This window comes from Lysobacter korlensis (assembly GCF_042434515.1).
Map to the genome: position 1 here is coordinate 766,177 of NZ_JBHLTG010000001.1, position 17,959 is coordinate 784,135.

14 protein-coding genes are annotated in these 17,959 nt (G+C 69.3%); 12 read left to right on the top strand and 2 right to left on the bottom strand.

Annotated features, from left to right (window positions below):
- Positions 1-31: 31 nt before the first annotated feature.
- Positions 32-1,513, bottom strand: coding sequence for a leucyl aminopeptidase (locus ACFFGH_RS03430; protein ID WP_386667322.1), 1,482 nt, complete (start codon positions 1,511-1,513; stop codon positions 32-34).
- 169 nt (positions 1,514-1,682) lie between these two features.
- Here ACFFGH_RS03430 and lptF point away from each other — a divergent pair, with 169 nt between their 5' ends.
- Together lptF and lptG are read left to right on the top strand one after the other, a co-directional pair.
- The gene (lptF, locus tag ACFFGH_RS03435) at positions 1,683-2,774 is read left to right on the top strand and encodes an LPS export ABC transporter permease LptF (RefSeq protein WP_386664827.1); all 1,092 of its coding nucleotides are present in this window, start codon (positions 1,683-1,685) and stop codon (positions 2,772-2,774) included.
- Positions 2,771-3,871 (top strand): LPS export ABC transporter permease LptG, encoded by a 1,101-nt coding sequence (gene lptG / locus ACFFGH_RS03440; protein WP_386664829.1) that lies wholly within the window; start codon positions 2,771-2,773, stop codon positions 3,869-3,871. The genes lptF and lptG overlap by 4 nt, the downstream gene beginning before the upstream one ends.
- A gap of 304 nt (positions 3,872-4,175) precedes the next feature.
- Here lptG and ACFFGH_RS03445 read toward each other — a convergent pair whose 3' ends face one another.
- Entirely contained in the window at positions 4,176-4,628 is a 453-nt protein-coding gene (locus ACFFGH_RS03445; RefSeq protein ID WP_386664831.1) for an RDD family protein, read from the bottom strand.
- A 29-nt stretch (positions 4,629-4,657) separates the two neighbouring features.
- Between ACFFGH_RS03445 and xerD the strand changes: the two genes are divergently transcribed.
- From xerD to ACFFGH_RS03495, 10 genes are all read left to right on the top strand, one after another.
- Positions 4,658-5,626: a site-specific tyrosine recombinase XerD gene (gene xerD, locus ACFFGH_RS03450; RefSeq protein WP_386664833.1), complete on the top strand. Its 969-nt coding sequence runs from the start codon at positions 4,658-4,660 to the stop codon at positions 5,624-5,626.
- A 290-nt stretch (positions 5,627-5,916) separates the two neighbouring features.
- Positions 5,917-6,747, top strand: a complete 831-nt coding sequence (locus tag ACFFGH_RS03455; RefSeq protein WP_386667323.1) for a DsbC family protein — start codon at positions 5,917-5,919, stop codon at positions 6,745-6,747.
- A gap of 184 nt (positions 6,748-6,931) precedes the next feature.
- Complete coding sequence (purL, locus tag ACFFGH_RS03460; RefSeq protein WP_386664835.1) at positions 6,932-10,891, top strand: phosphoribosylformylglycinamidine synthase; 3,960 nt, start codon at positions 6,932-6,934, stop codon at positions 10,889-10,891.
- A 443-nt stretch (positions 10,892-11,334) separates the two neighbouring features.
- On the top strand, positions 11,335-13,032 hold the full coding sequence (gene gspE / locus ACFFGH_RS03465) for a type II secretion system ATPase GspE (protein WP_386667325.1): 1,698 nt from the start codon (positions 11,335-11,337) through the stop codon (positions 13,030-13,032).
- Between the two features lie 64 nt (positions 13,033-13,096).
- Positions 13,097-14,314, top strand: coding sequence for a type II secretion system protein XpsF (gene xpsF / locus ACFFGH_RS03470; RefSeq protein ID WP_386664837.1), 1,218 nt, complete (start codon positions 13,097-13,099; stop codon positions 14,312-14,314).
- A 426-nt stretch (positions 14,315-14,740) separates the two neighbouring features.
- Positions 14,741-15,178 carry a type II secretion system major pseudopilin GspG gene (gene gspG, locus ACFFGH_RS03475; RefSeq protein ID WP_386664839.1) on the top strand — a complete coding sequence of 146 codons (438 nt, stop codon included), beginning with the start codon at positions 14,741-14,743 and terminating at the stop codon, positions 15,176-15,178.
- A 156-nt stretch (positions 15,179-15,334) separates the two neighbouring features.
- On the top strand, positions 15,335-15,808 hold the full coding sequence (gene xpsH / locus ACFFGH_RS03480; RefSeq protein WP_386664841.1) for a type II secretion system protein XpsH: 474 nt from the start codon (positions 15,335-15,337) through the stop codon (positions 15,806-15,808).
- A gap of 143 nt (positions 15,809-15,951) precedes the next feature.
- Positions 15,952-16,389, top strand: a complete 438-nt coding sequence (gene xpsI, locus ACFFGH_RS03485; protein WP_386664843.1) for a type II secretion system protein XpsI — start codon at positions 15,952-15,954, stop codon at positions 16,387-16,389.
- A 68-nt stretch (positions 16,390-16,457) separates the two neighbouring features.
- On the top strand, positions 16,458-17,084 hold the full coding sequence (locus tag ACFFGH_RS03490; RefSeq protein WP_386664845.1) for a type II secretion system protein GspJ: 627 nt from the start codon (positions 16,458-16,460) through the stop codon (positions 17,082-17,084).
- Positions 17,081-17,959, top strand: coding sequence for a type II secretion system minor pseudopilin (locus ACFFGH_RS03495; RefSeq protein WP_386664847.1), 879 nt, complete (start codon positions 17,081-17,083; stop codon positions 17,957-17,959). The genes ACFFGH_RS03490 and ACFFGH_RS03495 overlap by 4 nt, the downstream gene beginning before the upstream one ends.

A 17,959-nucleotide genomic window follows, 5' to 3' on the forward strand; every position in this document is an offset into this window, starting at 1 on the left:
GGCAGGATCACCGTCGCGCCCGCATCGGGCGTCACGCGCCAGCGCGATCGATCAGCCACTGCGACAGCAGGCCGACCGGACGGCCGGTGGCCATGCCGCGCTTGCCTTCGTCGTTGGCAACGCCCGCGATGTCCAGGTGCGCCCAGCGCTGGCCTTCGGCGAAGCGCGCCAGAAAGCAGCCGGCCGTGATTGCGCCGCCCCAGCGGCCGCCGATGTTGTAGACGTCGGCGAACGTGGACTCGAGCTGGGTCTGGTACTCGTCCCACAGCGGCAGGCGCCACGCGCGGTCGAACACGTGCTCGCCGGCCTGCAGCAGCTCGTTCGCCAGGTCATCGTGCTTGGTCATCAGGCCCGCCGCGAAGCGGCCGAGCGCGACCATGCATGCGCCGGTCAGCGTCGCCACGTCGACGATTGCCGACGGCTCGAAACGCTGCGCATAGGTCAGCGCATCGCAGAGGATCAGGCGGCCCTCGGCGTCGGTGTTGCCGACCTCGATCGTCTTGCCGGACATGCTGGTGAGCACGTCGGACGGGCGATAGGCATCGGCGTCGAGCATGTTTTCCACGGCGGGCACGATCACGGTCAGGTTGATCGGCAGGCGCATGCCGACCGCCGCGACGAACGTGCCCATGACGTTCGCGGCACCGCACATGTCGTACTTCATCTCCTCGACGCCGCCCTGCGTCTTGAGGTTGACGCCGCCGCTGTCGAATGTGATGCCCTTGCCGACCAGCACGTAGGGCTTGGCATCGCCGGCGCCACGGTACTTGAGCACGATGAGCCGCGGCGGATTGGCCGAGCCGCGCGCGACCGCGAGCAGCGAGCCCATGCCGAGCGCCTGCATCTGGTCGCGATCGAGCACTTCGCATTCGGTGGTGTCGAAGCGCGCCGCGAACTCCTGCGCCTGCTGCGCAAGGTAGCCCGGGTTGCAGATGTTCGGCGGCAGGTTGCCGAGCTCGCGGGCGAACTTCACGCCCGCGGCGATCGCCGTGCCCTGCGCAAGCGCTGCGGTGTCCGAGCCGCTGAGGCTCACGCGCCGCAGGCCCGGTTCGATCTTGTTGCGCGACTGCTCGCCGAGCGTCGCGGTGTAGCGGTAGCAGGCGTGATCGCAGGCGATGGCCGCCTGACGGATCGCCCAGGCCGCATCGCGGCCGGCGACGCCGACTTCCGGCAGCGTCAGCAGTGCATGCGTGACCGGGCCGGTCTTCAGCGCACGTGCCGCGTCGCCGACGGCCTTCAGGTACTGCGGCACGCCGAACTTGGACGTCTCGCCAAGGCCGACCACCAGCACACGCGGGCTGCGGACGTTCGGCAGATCGTGCACGAGTGCGGTCTTGCCGGCCTTGCCACTGACATCGCCGCGGGTGAGCAGCGCACGCAGGCGGCCGCCGCTGGCTTCGTCGAGCGCCGTGCCTGCAGGCGTCAGCGACTGGTCGGAAAACGCACCGACGACGATGCAGTCGGCTTCGACAGCATGGGGGGCGTCGCGGTTCAGGTCGAATTCGAGGGACATCCAGCAGATTCCGGGCAAGAGAAGGGGGCGGGGGTCCCCAATCGGGGATTTCCGTACAATCCGGCGCTTGCCCGCGGCCCCCGGCATGACTGCCGTCGTCGGGCCCGCGGCGTTCGCAACGCCGGTTGACGCTACCGTGAACCGCCCGAGTCTAAAGCAGCCCCCGCTGATGCCCAAGCTTGACCGTTACCTGCTGAGCGAGTTCGCCCAGTCCACCTTCGCTGCGCTGGTGGTGCTGCTGGTCGTTTCGCTGGGCGGGGTGTTTACCGACGTGCTGGCCGACATCACCCGCGGGCGCGTCCCGGCCGGGATGATGTTCTCGCAGCTCGGGCTCGTGCTGCTGAACTGGCTTCCGATCATCCTGCCGCTGGCACTGATGATCGGGCTGATGCTTGCGGTTGGCCGTCTGTACCGCGATTCGGAGATGCCGGTGATCGCTTCGATCGGTGCCGGCCCGGCGCGGCTGCTGCGGCCGCTGCTGTGGGTCGTGGTGCCGGTCATCGCGCTGGTCGCGGCCAGCTCGCTCTGGCTTGGGCCATGGGCCGAGGCCGTATCCAAGCGCATGATCAGCGAGGCGAACCGCAACATGCTTGCCTCCGGGCTAGAACCCGGCCGCTTCACTTCGCTGTCCAACGGTGGCGTCGCGTTCGTCGGCGGCATGTCGGCCGATGGCAGCCGCTTCGACCGCGTCTTCATCTACCGCCAGCGTGGCGATCGGATCGACGTGGTCACCTCGAACGAGGGCGAGCTGCAGGTCGACGACAGCGGCCGCCGCTACCTGCAGCTGATCAACGGCTTCGAGGTCGAAGGCCCGGTCGACGGAGGCCTGGATTTCCGCCTGATGCGCTACCGGCGCAATGAAGTGCAGCTGCCGGCCGGCGAGTCGCGCTTCGATCCCACTGATCCGGAGCTGATGACCACGCCGGCGCTGCTCGACGATCCGCGTCCGGAGGCCCAGGCGCAGCTTCATCGCCGCATCGCCCCGCCGCTACTTGCGCTCGCGTTCGCGCTGATGGCGGTGCCGCTTGCACGCAGCACGCCGCGGCAGGCGCGCTACGGACGCGTGCTGATGGGCTTTCTCGCATACCTGGTGGCGACCAACCTGATGCTGATGGGCACGCGCTGGATCGAGGACGGCAAGACCCCGTCCGCGCTCGGGCTGTGGTGGCTGGTCGTGCCGCTGCTCGCGTTCGCGCTGTGGCTGTATTTCGGTGACGGCCGGTTGCGCCGCTCGCGTGCACCGAAGGTGGCCCGCGCATGAGGCTGCTGCCGCGGATCCACGACGTCTACGTCGGCAAGGCCGTGCTCGGCACCGTGCTGCTGGTGTGGGGCGTGCTGCTCGGGCTGGACGTGGTGCTGAGCTTCCTGGGCGAATTCAAGGACGTCGGCAAGGGCCGCTACGGCATCGTGCAGGCGATGGCGAACATCGCACTGACCATACCGCGACGCGCGCATTACCTCTTTCCGTATGCGGCCGTGATCGGCGCGCTGATGGGACTGGGTCAGCTCGCGGCGAGTTCCGAGCTGACCGCGCTGCGCGCGGTAGGCGTCTCGCGCCGGCGCGTTGGCCTTGCGATGGCGGGCGCGATCGGCGTGCTGACCGTGCTTATGGTGATCAACGGCGAGACGCTCGCGCCCTGGGCGCAGCGCAACGCCGATGCGCTGGAGGCGTCGGCGAAGTCGGACAACATGATCGTCGCCCAGTACTCGGGCATCTGGGCACGCGAGGGTGACGTCATCCTCAATGCGCAGGGCGGGCAGGAGCGCGACAACGGCACCGATCGCTGGCTCGAACTCAGCGATGTGCGTCTGTACGAATTCGCCGAGGACGGCAGGCTGGAGTCGATGGCGGTGGCAAAGGTTGCCGAACACCGCCCTGGCAACTGGCTGCTCAAGGATGTCACCCGCACGACGTTCCAGGCCGATTCGGTGTCGCGCACGCAGGTCGCGCAGGAGCAGTGGGCCTCGCAGCTGGACGCCGCGGCATTGACCGCGGGCACCGACAAGCCGCGCTACCTCGCCGCCGGTGAGCTGCGCCGCGCGATCGAGTACCGCAAGCGCAACGCGCTCGACGCGAGCGAATTCGAAGAGCACTACTGGGGCCGCTGGTTCTACGCACTCAACGTGCTCGCGCTGTGCCTGGCGGCGGTGCCGTTCGCATTCGGCACGCTGCGTAGCGGTGGGCTCGGCAAGCGCCTGTTCGTCGGCATCGTATTCGCGCTCGGCTTCTGGCTACTGCAGACGCAGTTCGTGCGGCTCGCGGGCGTGTTCAAGTTCGACTTCCGCATCGCCTACCTGCTGCCGACGTTGATCATGCTCGCCGTCTCTGCCGCCCTGTTCCGAAAGCGGAGTGGGTGAGGCAGCGCCGCTTGCGCGGCACTGCCGCGCGCGCTGCCGAACGCCCGGCGCGCTGCGCCGGGCAGGGAGAGCGGACGCTGCTTGCGATCGTCCAGTGGACGATCGCGCGTACGCGAGCGCCCGGCGTCACGCGCAGGGCCGGACGAGCGAAGCACCCGCATGTGGTGAATCACCGAAGTCCGGTGCCGCGCGCGCTGCCGAACGCTCGGCGCGCTGCGCCGGGCAAGACGGGCGAATCACCCGCATGCGGTGAACCATCCAGGTTCAGTGTCGCGCGCTGCTTCTAAAAAAGGAGCCCCGCCGCTCAGCCGGCCCGCTTCGGCTCGCGAATCATCCGCGTCCCGCTCGCACGGTCGTGCCACGTAAGCCGATCGCGATCGATCCATGCCCACCAGAACCCCGCACCTGCGAGCAGCAGTGACAGCGTGCCGGCACCGAACCGCACGAGTAGCGCCGGCAGCGCCGCGGCTTGGCCGTCACGGCCGACCACCCGGATGCGCCAGGGCCGCATGCCGAGCGTCTGGCCGCCCCGACGCCAGCTGATGACCGCATACGCGCCGGTCGCCGCCCAGCACGCGATCCACAGCAGCCACTGCAGTGCGCTGAACGCCGCAAGCGGGCGGTTGCCGTGCGCGACCAGGAATGCCGCCGCGATTGCCATCCAGACCGCAGCGACAGGCCACAGGTCGTAGAACAGTGCCAGCAGGCGCCAGCCGATCAGGGGAGCGGGAGGTTCGGTGATCGGGTTCGCTGCCATCACAAAAGCATAGTCGCTAAGCTCGGGCGATGACCGGTCCGACTGCCCGCCGCCGTACCGCCGCCGACCGGCGCCAGCAGGCGATGGCGCTGCCTGCGCTGCCGGATGCCGATGCCCGGGCGATCGACCGTTTTCTCGATGGACTCTGGGCCGAGCAGGGCCTGGCGCGTGCAAGTCTCGACAGCTATCGCCGCGATCTGCAGGGTTTCGCGCGGTGGCGCGGTGGCCGCGACGGCGGGCTGGCCGGGGCCGACCGCGCGGCGCTCTTCGACTACCTCGCGTGGCGCACGCGCGAGGGGTATTCGCCGCGCAGCAACGCGCGGCTGCTCTCGGCGCTGCGCGCGTACTTCGGCGCCTGCGTGCGCCACGGCGAGCGCGCCGACGACCCGACCGCACTGCTCGAACCGCCCGGGCTGCCGCGATCACTGCCGAAGGCGCTATCCGAAAGCGAGGTCGATGCGCTGCTTGCCGCGCCCGATGTACAGGCCACACTGGGTCTGCGCGACCGCGCGATGTTCGAACTGATGTACGCGTCGGGGCTGCGCGTAAGCGAACTCGTCGACCTGCCGGCAACGGCGGTCAACCTGCGCCAGGGCGTGCTGCGCGTGACCGGCAAGGGCAGCAAGGAGCGCCTGGTCCCACTGGGCGAAGAGGCCCAGCACTGGCTCGAGCGCTACCTGGCCGAAGCACGCCCCGCGCTCGCGGCCGGCCGCGCGTTGGCGCCGCTGTTTCTCGGCGTCCGCGGCGAAGCACTGACGCGGCAGCAGTTCTGGGGGCTGGTCAAACGCTACGCGGTGCTCGCTGGAATTGACCCGGCACGGATCAGCCCACACGGCCTGCGCCACAGCTTCGCCACTCATTTGCTCAACCGCGGCGCCGACCTTCGCGCGCTGCAGATGCTGCTCGGCCATAGTTCGTTGTCGACCACGCAGATCTACACCTTCGTCGCACGCGAGCAGCTCAAGCGCCTGCACGCGAAACACCACCCGAGGGGGTGAGCGAGGGCTGTTCGCGCGGCACTGCCGCGCAGCCCTCGCGAACGCCCGGTGCGCTGCACCGGGCAGGACGGGCGAAGAACCCGCATGCCGCGAACCACCGAGGTCCGGTGTCCGGCCCCGACGTCCCCCGACCTCGCCACCCCAAGGCCACACCATCCCCCAGCCCCACCATTACTGAACCCCCCCAACACCCGCAGTCCCGGCCGCTCCCCGCATTGACGGGCCCACGGTTCGCCCATGCCACAATCGGCCCGCCGCGCGAGACGGTCGCGTGCCAGACAGGACTTTCGATGAAGCGCATCCTCCTCGCCGCGCTCGGCGCGATCAGTCTTTCCGCATGCGCGCAGGCCCCTGACAGTACGAAGACGCCCGAGCGCCCCGCGGCACAGGCTGCCGGCCCAGCGGCGCAGGCGCCGGCGGCCGAGGCGGGCACGCCGGACGCGCGCGCGATCGAAGCGATCCGCCGGCTGAATCCGCAGGTGCAGATCGACCGCATCGACAGCGCGCCACTGCCGGGGTTCCGGCAGGCCATCGTCGGCGGGCAGGTCGTCTACGTCAGCGACGATGGGCGCTATGTGTTCGTGCCGGGTCCGAACGGCGCGCTGTTCGACGCTACCGCCAAGCGCAACCTCAGCGAGGACGCGCTGGCGTCGATGCGACAGGATCTGCTGAAGAAGATTCCCGAAGGGGAGCGCATCGTGTTCGCGCCGCCGAATCCGGTGCATACGGTCACTGTGTTCACCGACGTCGCCTGCGGCTACTGCCAGCGGTTGCACGCCGAGATCGCCGAGTACAACCGGCAGGGCATCGCGGTCGAATACCTCGCGTTCCCGCGCATGGGCATCGGCAGCGAGGACTACAAGACGATGGTCTCGGTCTGGTGCGCAGCCGACCGCCGCCAGGCGCTGACCAAGGCCAAGAGCAACGGTTCGGTGCCGCCGAAGACCTGCAAGACCACCGTCGACATGCAATACGACATCGGCCAGCGCGTCGGCCTGACCGGCACGCCGATGATCCTTTCGGAGGACGGCACCCAGCTCGGCGGCTACGTGCCGCCGGCGCAGCTGCGCGAAGCGCTCGACAAGCTCGCCGCCGAGCGCAAGGCAGCGCCGACCATCTGAGCCGCCTTGCCTCCGGGCGCTTGCCGGCCGGCGTCAGCCCGGCCCGGCATGCGCTCGCCGCGGGCGGTGACGTGCCTGCGGGCTTCGGCATGAGGACGCCGCGCCCGGCGGGCACCGTGTCGTAACCAAGCCCGCCGCGGCGCTCCGCTACAATGGCCGGCCCGTCGACCACGGTTCACCGGACATGATCGTCCTCGAGGGCGCCTCCGCCCTGTCCGCGTTCCGCCGCGAACGCCTGCAAGCCCGCCTCCAGTCCCTCCATGCCGACGTGCGCGTGCTCGGCGCCTGGCATGTCTACTGGGTCGATCCCGAAACCGGCGCCGAACCCGACCGCGATGCGCTCGCGCGCATCCTGCAAGGCGGTTTCGATGCGGCCGGCCGCGCGGAAGGCGTGGTGTCGCGGTATGTGACGCCCCGGCTCGGCACGCTGTCGCCGTGGGCGAGCAAAGCGACCGAGCTGCTGCGCGGCGCCGGCCTGCCGGTGCACCGCGTCGAGCGAGGCACCCGCTACGACCTGTCCGGCTGGCCGGGTGACGCAGCGACGCAGGGCCAGCTCGCGAAACTCCTGCACGACCCGATGACGCAGTCGCTGCTCGAGGCACGCGAGGATGCGATCGCGCTGTTTACCACGCCGGTGCGCGGCGAGCTCGAGCGCATTGCGCTGGATGAGCTGGAGATCGCGAACACGCGCCTGGGCCTGGCACTGGCCGACGACGAGATCGCCTACCTGCGCGAGCGCTATACCGCGCTGGGCCGGCAGCCGTCGGACGTCGAGCTGATGATGTTCGCGCAGGCGAACTCCGAGCACTGCCGCCACAAGATCTTCAATGCGTCGTGGACGATCGACGGACGCGAGCAGCAGCACTCGCTGTTCCGCATGATCAAGCACACGCATGCGCAGACGCCGCAGCACACGCTGTCGGCCTACAGCGACAACGCGGCGGTCGTCGAAGGCTACGCAAGCCGCCGCTTCCGCCCGGACCCGGCGACGCACACCTATCGCAGCGAGGCCGAGACCGACTCGGCGTTCTGCATCAAAGTCGAGACCCACAACCACCCGACCGCGATTTCGCCGTTTCCTGGCGCGTCCACGGGCGCCGGTGGCGAGATCCGCGACGAGGGCGCCACCGGCCGTGGCGGCAAGCCGAAGGCGGGCCTGGCCGGTTTCTCGGTCTCGCACCTGCGCATCCCGACGCTGCCGCAGCCGTGGGAACACGCGCGTGCGCTCAACCCGCGCATGGCATCGGCATTCGAGATCATGCTCGACGGGCCGATCGGCGCGGCCGCGTTCAACAACGAGTTCGGCCGCCCGAACCTGGTCGGCTACTTCCGCAGCTTCGAGCTTGACGAGAGCAGCGACGGCGCGACGCTGACGCGGGCGTACGACAAGCCGATCATGCTCGCCGGCGGCCTGGGCGCGATCGACCGCGTGCAGGTGCGCAAGCTCGGCATGCAGCCGGGCGACGCGGTCGTCGTGCTCGGCGGCCCGGCGATGCTGATCGGCCTCGGCGGCGGCGCAGCCAGCTCGGTCGCATCCGGCGAAAGCCATGAAGCGCTCGATTTCGCGAGCGTGCAGCGCGACAACCCCGAGATGGAGCGGCGCTGCCAGGAAGTCATCGACGCCTGCGTGGCGCGCGGTGAACAAAACCCGATCGCGACCGCGCACGACGTCGGCGCGGGCGGCCTGTCGAACGCGGTGCCGGAGCTGCTGCACGATTCCGGCCTCGGCGGTGTGATCGACCTCAATCAGGTGCCCAGCGACGATCCTTCGCTGTCGCCGATGCAGCTGTGGTGCAACGAGTCGCAGGAGCGGTACGTGCTCGGCGTACCGCCCGCGCGGCTCGACGAGTTCCGCACGATCTGCGAACGCGAGCGCTGCCCGTTTGCCGTGGTCGGTTACGCGACCGCGCAGGAGCGGCTGGTGGTCGGCTACGGCGCGACGGTCGAGGCCGTCTATGGCGAGGCCGCGTCCGATGAAGCCCGCGAGCCGTATGCGATCGACCTGCCGATGGACGTGCTGTTCGGCAAGCCGCCGAAGATGCACCGTGATGCGAAGACCCCGCCGCCCGCGCCGTGGCCGATGCTGCAGTGGCATGGGCTGGACCTGAGCGACGCCGCGCTGCGCGTGCTGTCGCATCCGACGGTGGCCTCGAAGAGCTTCCTGATCACGATCGGCGATCGCAGCGTCGGCGGTCTGACCGCGCGCGACCAGATGGTCGGTCCATGGCAGGTGCCGGTGGCGGATTGCGCGATCACGCTGGCGGGCTTCGACGGCCATGCCGGCGAGGCGATGGCGGTCGGCGAGCGCACGCCGCTGGCGTTGCTCGATGCCGGCGCTGCGGCGCGCATGGCGGTCGGCGAGGCGATCACGAACCTGTGCGCCGCGCCGGTCGATTCACTCGACCGCATCAAGCTGTCGGCGAACTGGATGGCGGCCGCATCGCATCCGGGCGAGGACGCGAAGCTGTTCGAAGCCGTGCGCGCGATCGGCCTGGAGATGTGCCCGGAAGTCGACCTCAGCATTCCGGTCGGCAAGGATTCGCTGTCGATGCAGGCGCAGTGGTCGCGCGAAGGCGAGGCCCACAAGTCGGTCTCGCCGGTATCGCTGATCGTCACCGCGTTCGCACCAGTGCGCGATGTGCGCACGCAGCTCACGCCGCTGCTCTCGCGCGAGGACGGTACCGAGCTATGGCTGATCGGGCTCGGCGCAGGTAAGCAGCGCCTCGGCGGGTCGGTGCTCGCGCAGTGCCACCCCGACGCGCGAGTTTCCAGCAGCGCCGCCACCTTGCCGGCGTTCGCCGCGGTCAGCGACCGCAACGACACCGGTACGCCCGATCTCGACGATCCGCAGCGCCTGCGTGATTTCTTCGACCTGATCCGCGACGCCCGCGAATCCGGCCTGCTGCACGCCTACCACGACCGCTCCGACGGCGGCGCGTTCGCGGCGCTGTGCGAAATGGCGTTCTGCTCGCGCCTCGGCCTGGACATCAACCTCGATGGCTGGGGCGAAGACCCGTTCCGCACGCTGTTCAACGAGGAGCTCGGCGCGATCGTGCAGGTCGCGATCGAAGACCGTGCCGAGTTCGCCGACCTCGTCGCGCGCCATGGCCTGATCGACTGCGCGCAGCGCATCGCCAAGCCGACCACCGCGCCGACCGTGCGCGTGCGGGCCGGTGACGAAGTGCTGGCCGAGTGGCGCTGGGACGTGCTGTTCGACGCATGGTGGGCGACCAGCCATGCGATGCAGAAGCTGCGCGACAACCCCGACTGCGCCGATTCCGAACGCGCGATCGCGCGTGACTTCAATGCGCCGGGCCTGAAGCCGAAGCTCACGTTCAATGCGACCGAGAACGTCGCGGCGGCGTATTTGAATGCCGGTGCGCGGCCAAAGATCGCGATCCTGCGCGAGCAGGGCGTCAACAGTCAGATCGAAATGGGCTTCGGTTTCGACCAGGCCGGTTTCGAGGCCGTCGACGTGCACATGAGCGACCTGATTTCGGGCCGCTTCGACCTCGCCGACTTCAAGGGCTTCGCGGCCTGCGGTGGCTTCAGCTACGGCGACGTGCTGGGTGCCGGGCGCGGCTGGGCGACGTCGATCCTCGAGCGCAATGCGCTGCGCGAGACGTTCGAAGCGTTCTTCACCCGCACCGACACGTTCGCGCTCGGCGTCTGCAACGGCTGCCAGATGTTGAGCCAGCTCAAGCCGATCATCCCGGGCGCGGCCCACTGGCCGCAGTTCCTGCGCAACCGCAGCGAGCAGTTCGAAGCGCGCCTGAGCCTGCTCGAAGTCGCAACGTCCCCGTCGCTGTTCCTCGCCGGCATGGAAGGCTCGCGCATCCCGGTCGTGGTGTCGCACGGCGAAGGCCGCGCGGCGTTCGACAGCGAGACCGATGCATCGGCGGCAATCGTGTCGCTGCGCTACATCGACGGCCACGGCGCGCCGGCAACGCAGTATCCGCTGAATCCGAACGGCACCCACAACTCGGTGGCGGGCCTGTGCACCGACGACGGACGCGTCACGATCCTGATGCCGCATCCCGAGCGCACGCTGCGCACCGCGAACTTCAGCTGGGCCCCGGCCGGTTGGCCGGACGAGTCGCCGTGGATGCGGATCTTCCGCAACGCACGGCGCTGGGTCGACTGACCGGCGCAGTGCTGCGCCCAGCCGATGCGGCCGGCGTGCAGCGCGTGGCATGACCCGCGCAGCCGGATCAGGGCGAAGTGACGCAATAACGCGCGCGCTGCGCGCGGATTGCGTCGTCAGGTACGGCCGGTGGCCAGCGGGCCCCCCGACGCGCTGGCATGTTCCGCCGGCGCCCTCGTGTTCGCGGCCCGTGAGCCCGAGCCGATCCATAGCGTTTCGGCTCAAAGCCCCGCTGTGACGCCGAAGCCGGGCTGCCATAAAGCGCGTCCAGACGCCGTTCTGGCCGCCCGCCGCGCCGCTGAGGCCGCCAAGGCGACACAGGCGAAGCGGCGCGGCATCCACGCGTGCAATGGAATGTGGGACACGGTTTTACGCTCCGGGCTGCTACATTCGGGAGATCCGCGGAGGACGACGTGAACGCAGTCGCGAACCCATCCAGTGCCATCCCAGCCGAACCCATTGCCGGAGAGCGCGTCGTCGACGCGTTGCTGGCGAAGGGCCGCCTCAAAGAGGCCGACCTCGTGCGCGCCCGCCGCCTGCAGACCGAAACCGGGGGCGACCTGCTCGCCCTGCTGGGTCGGCTGGGGCTGGTGTCAGAGCGTGACCACGCAGAAACCGTGGCGGAAGTGCTCGGCCTGCCGCTGGTCAGTGTGAAAGACGCGCCGGAGCTGCCGCCGGAAGGCGTGGCGCTGACGCAGAAGTTCATGAAGCAGTTCCACGTCTGCCCGTTGATGGAAACCGAGCAGACCGTCGACGTGCTCGCAGCCGACCCGCACGACGCCTACACGCTCGACGCCGTGCGTCTGGCGACCGGGCGCGAGGTGCGGCCGCATGTGGCGCTGCGCTCTGAGATCGACGACCTCATCGAACGCTGGTACGGCCAGGGCCGCAGCGCAATGGGCGCGATCGTCGAAACCGCCGAGGGCGAGGGCGGTGGTGATCTCGACGACGTCGAACACCTGCGCGACCTCGCGTCCGAAGCGCCGGTGATCCGGCTCGTGAACCTGATCATCCAGCGCGCTGTCGAATTCCGCGCGTCGGACATCCATATCGAGCCGTTCGAGAACCGCCTGAAGGTGCGCTACCGCATCGACGGCGTGCTGCAGGAAAGCGAGAGCCCGCCGGCCAACCTCACCGCTGCCGTGATCAGCCGCATCAAGATCATGGCCAAGCTCAACATCGCCGAGCGTCGTCTGCCGCAGGACGGCCGCATCATGCTGCGCGTGCAGGGCAAGGAGCTCGACCTGCGCGTGAGCACGATGCCGACCTCGCATGGTGAATCGGTCGTGATGCGTCTGCTCGATCGCGAAACCGTCGTGTTCGATTTCCAGCGGCTCGGGTTCACCGAGAACTTCTTGCCGCAGTTCCAGAAAGTGCTCGAACAGCCGCACGGCATCCTGCTGGTGACCGGCCCGACCGGCTCGGGCAAGACGACCACGCTCTACACCGCGCTGAGCAAGCTCAACACCTCCGACGTCAAGATCATCACCGTCGAGGACCCGGTCGAATACCAGATCGAGGGCATCAACCAGATCCAGGCCAAGCCGCAGATCGGCCTGGATTTCGCGCACGCACTGCGCTCGATCGTGCGTCAGGACCCGGACATCATCATGATCGGCGAAATGCGCGATCTGGAAACCGCGCGTATCGCGATCCAGTCCGCGTTGACGGGCCATTTGGTGCTCTCCACGCTGCACACCAACAACGCCGCCGGCGGCATCACGCGCCTGCTCGATATGGGCGTCGAGGACTACCTGCTGACCTCGACGGTCAACGGCATCCTCGCGCAGCGACTCGTGCGCCGGCTCGAGCCGCTGCATGCCGAGCGCTACCCAGCATCGCCCGAGGAAATCGAGAAGTTCGACCTGCGCCGCTACCAGCCCGAAGGCGAGATCTACCTGTACCACCCGCGCCCTTCGGAGCTGTCGCCGACCGGTTACCTGGGGCGCACCACGATCATGGAATTCCTTGTCATGAACGACGAGATCCGCCGTGGCGTGATGCGTCATGCCGGCATGGGCGAACTCGAGCAGCTCGCACGCCAGGCCGGCATGCGCACGATGTACGAGGACGGCATCATCAAGGCGATGGGGGGCCTCACGACGATCGAGGAAGTGCTGCGCGTGACCGAGGACGCATGAGCATGCATGTGATCGCTTTTGCCACGCTGCGCGCATCCGCGCAGCGTTTCGGATAAGCCGCCCCATGCCGCTCTATCACTACAAGGCCCTCAACGCGCGCGGCGAAATGCTCGATGGGCAGATGGAAGCCGCCAGCAACGCCGACGTCGTGCAGCGATTGCAGGAACAGGGCCATCTTCCGGTCGAGGCCAAGCTCGCGAGCGAGATGGGCGCCGTATCGGTGTGGAAGGGACTGTTCAAGCCCAAGCCCTTCGCCGGCCCGCGCCTCGTGCAGTTCACCCAGCAGCTCGCGATCCTGCTGGGTGCGGGCCAGCCGCTCGATCGCGCGCTGACGATCCTGCTCGAGCTGCCCGAGGACGAGGCGGCCAAGCGCGCGATTTCCGATGTGCGCGATGCCGTGCGCGGCGGTGCATCGCTGTCGGTCGCGCTCGAGCGCCAGCACGGCACGTTCTCGCGCCTGTACATCAACATGGTGCGCGCGGGCGAGGCCGGCGGCAGTCTGCAGGAAACGCTGTCCCGCCTCGCCGATTACCTCGAGCGTTCCCGCGCGCTGCAGGGCCGCGTGGTCAATGCGCTGATCTATCCGGCGATCCTCGTCGTGATGGTCGGCCTGAGCCTGCTGTTCCTGCTCGGTTACGTCGTGCCGCAGTTCGCGCAGATGTACGAAAGCCTCGATGCGGAACTGCCGCTTTTCACGCAGATCGTGCTCGGTGTCGGGCTGTTCGTGCGTGACTGGTGGATCGTGCTGATCGCGTTGCCGGCGCTCGCGCTGTGGTGGTTCGATCGCAAGCGGCGTGATCCGGCATTCCGGCTCACATTCGATGGCTGGTTGCTGCGCCAGCGCTTCGCAGGCGGCCTTGTGGCGCGCGTGGAAACAGCGAGGCTGGCGCGCACGCTCGGCACGCTCGTGCGCAACGGGGTGCCGCTGCTGACTGCGCTCGGTATCGGTCGCAACGTGCTCGGCAACCTCGTGCTCGCTGCCGATGTCGAGGGCGCGGCCGACGAGGTCAAGAACGGCGTCTCGCTTTCCAATGCGCTCGGACGCGGCAAACGCTTCCCGCGCCTGGCGCTGCAGATGATCCAGGTTGGCGAGGAGTCCGGCGCGCTCGACACGATGCTGGTCAAGACCGCCGAGACGTTCGAGCACGAAACCTCGCTTGCGCTCGACCGCATGCTCGCTGCGCTGGTGCCGATCGTGACGATCGTGCTTGCCGGCGTGGTCGGCGTCGTCGTGCTCGCCGTGCTGACCCCGCTCTACGACCTCACAAATGCGATTGGGTGAGCGGCCGCTGCTTGCGATGGTCCGGTGGACCATCGCGCGGCCGCGAACGCCCGGTGCGCTGCACCGGGCAGGGCGGGCGAAACAGGTGCACGCCATGAATCCCCGGGGCCCGGTGCGGCGCTGCCGCGCGCGCCGCCGAACGTCGGGTGCGCTGCGGGCCGCACGGACGAAGCACTCACGCGCTGCGCATCTCGAAAGTCCGCAACCCAAGGCATGCAGCAACTGCACGTCGGCATTCACCACTCGGCGCTACACCGGCCGCAATTGCCATGCTCCCGCATGACCGCTCAAGCTCGACCGCATACGTTCCAGTCATGGCAGGGAACCGACACTCCCATGCATGATCCAACCCAGGCAGGAACGCAACCGCGTTCCGCACCGGTCCTGACCGCACACCACGGCCACCCCCAACCCAGGATGCCCGCCATGCGAAACCTCCGTTCCCGTACACGCTCGCCGTCGCCTGCTCTGCAGCGCGGCATGAGCCTGATCGAAATCATCATCGTCATCGTGCTGATCGGCGCGGTGCTCACGTTCGTCGGCAGCCGCGTGCTCGGCGGCGCGGACCGTGCGAAGGCGAATCTCGCCAAATCGCAGGTGCAGACGCTCGCGGGCAAGATCGAGTCCTACCAGATGGACACCGGCAACCTGCCGGGCTCGCTCGACGCGCTGGTGGCCCAGCCGGCCGATTCGGGCGGCTGGCTCGGTCCGTACGCGAAGCCGGCCGAGCTCAAGGACCCGTGGGGTAACGAGGTGCAGTACCGCGCACCGGGCGCGGACGGGCGCGACTTCGACCTCGTGATCCTCGGCAAGGACGGCCAGTCCGGCGGCGACAGCTACGACGCCGACATCGCGTACGAGTGACGCGCGCCGATGGACCTTGCAGGCGCCGCAGCGGACGCAGCGCGACCCTGGACTGAACGGGGCGCACCGTCAGGCGCGCTCATCCGGTTCACCGCTGGTGCCGCGTACGCGAACGCACCGGCGAGCGGCACAGGCTTGCGGCCGCTCTGGGTCGTCATGCGCGCGCGACGCCCCGCAATGCACGGCCAGCGCGGCGTGTCTCTGCTGGAGATGCTGCTCGTCGTAGCGCTGATCGCCGCGATGAGCCTGCTGGCTGCAGGCGCGCTGGGCGGTGGCTTCGCCGGCATGCAACTGCGTTCCAGTGCGAAGGAAATCGCCGCGCAGCTGCGTTTCACCCGGACGCATGCGATCGCGACCGGCGAGCCTCAGCGCTTCGTGATCGACCCTGGTGCGCACCGGTGGCAGGCGCCGGACGGGCGCGAGGGCGAGATCCCGGAAGCGCTCGGCGTGCGCTTCTACGGCGCGCGCCAGGTGCAGCCGTCGCGCGGGGAAGGGGCGATCGTGTTCTTCCCCGACGGCGCATCAACCGGCGGCCGCGTGCAGCTCAGCCGCGAACAGGCCGGCTGGAACGTCGATGTCGCCTGGCTGACCGGCCAGGTCCGCCTGCGCCGCGCGCAGGTGCAGCCTTGATCACTCGCATGCCCTGCGTGATCCGCTCTCGGCTCGCCGCGGCGCCACGCAGCGCTGTTGGCGGCAGCGATCCCCCGACGCTCGATGCTGCGGGATCTGCGGGATCTGCGGGCCACGCAGGCGCGTTCGGGACGCAGCGCCGCATGGCGTCCCGGCGGGCGCGACCGCCACGCCAGCGCGGCTACACGCTGATCGAAGTAATCGTCGCATTCGCGCTGCTCGCACTCGCGCTGACGCTGCTGCTCGGCACGCTGTCGGGCTCGCTGCGCCAAGTGCGCTGGTCCGGCGATGCCGGCCGCGCGGCGTTGCACGCGCAGACACTGATCGACCAGCTCGGCGTCGGCGAGCCGCTGCGTCCGGGCACGCGCGGTGGCGAGCTCGAAGGCGGCCGCTACCGCTGGACGCTCGAGGTCGAGCGTTGGCGCGATCAGGCGATGCCGGCCGCGCCGCAGGACCCGGCCGCGCCGCAGCTGCTCGAACTCAGGCTCGCCGTGCAATGGGGCGAAGGTGGCCCGCGCGAGCGCCTGCAACTGCGAACGCTGCGGCTGCAGCCGGCGGGTCTCGAGGCCTCCTTGCCATGAGGGCGCGGCCGCGCGTTGCCCGCGTACTTTCCATCCGGCGTCCGGGCAGGTCCGCGCCCGCCCGTCGCATGCGCGGTTTCACCCTGGTCGAAATCCTGCTGGCCACGGTGCTGCTCGCCGCCGGCCTTGCGCTCGCGTTCGCGACGCTGGTCGCGGCCACGCGCAGTGCCGGCCGCGGTGAAACGATGGCCGAGCAGAGCGAGCAGCTGCGCGCGGTCGAGGGATTCCTGCGCGCCCGGCTGACGGCAGCGCGCCCGGCCGCGTTCGGCTTCGACCAGGCCAGCGCACTGCCGCAGCGCTTCATTGGCGAGCCCGATCGCATGCGGTTCGTGGCCGACCTGCCCAATTACCTCGGACGCGGCGGCCCTTATCTGCACGATTTCGCGATCGAGGACGCGGGCGACGGCCAGCGGCTCGTGCTGGGCCTGCAGATGGTGCAGGCCGGCAATGTGGTCGAGGAGGAGTCACGGCCGCCCGAGGTGCTGGTCGAGGATCTTGAGTCGGCGCGCTTTCGCTACCGCGCGCTCGATGCCGAGGGCCGGCTCGGCGAATGGAAGGAGCGCTGGGACACGCCCGAGCAGCTGCCGCTGCTGGTGGAGGTCACCCTGCGCGATGCCAAGGGCCGGACGTGGCCGCCGCTGGTTGTCTGGCTGCCGCTCGCGGTCGGGATCGACGGCGTGGGAGCGACGCTGTGATCCGCGAGCGCGGCGCCGCGCTGCTGCTCGTGCTGTGGCTGATCGCGTTGCTCACCGCGCTGGTCGGCGGGTTCGCGCTGATCGCCCGTACCGAGCACCTGCAGGGCCAGGCGCTGGTGCGCGGGGTGGTCGGCAGCACCGCTGCGCGCGCAGGGCTCGAGTACGCGCTGACCCGGCTTGCCCAGGCTGATGTGCGCCGGCAGTGGCGTCCCGACGGGCGTCCGTACGAGTGGCGCTTTGGCATCGCGGACCTGGAAATCACGATCATCGATGAGGACGGCAAGGTCGACCTCAACCAGGGCGACATCGGCCTGCTGTCGGCATTGCTGGTCGCGACCGGCGTCGAACAGGCGCAGGCCGGCCGCCTCGCTGCCGCGATCGCGGACTGGCGCGACCCGGACCTGCTGACGCAGCCCGCTGGCGGTGCGGAGGATCCCGATTACTCAGGCGCCGGCTTGCCCTACGGCGCTAAGGATGCCGAGTTCGAAAGCATCGCCGAACTTGAGCAGGTGCTGGGAATGACGCCCGAGATCTACGCTGCGCTTGCACCGCACATCACCATCTACAGCGGCCGCTCGCGGCCTGAACCCGCGTTTGCCTCGGCCGAGGTACTTACAGCGCTGGGGATGGACGGTGAACAGATGATCGAGCAGCGCAGGCGCTGGGATCCATCGAGTGGGCAGCCGCCCCCGGGCGTGGCTGGAGAGGCCTTGCTGAACGGAAGCCCGAGCGGAACGTATAGTATCCGGAGCCGAGCACGCCTCCCCGATGGGCGCCGCGCGGAGCTTCGCGCCGTCGTGCGCGCCGGCAACAGCTCGGCGCCGGGGCTGGCGTACACACCGTTGCGCTGGGAGGAAGGAGTTTCAGGACGATGA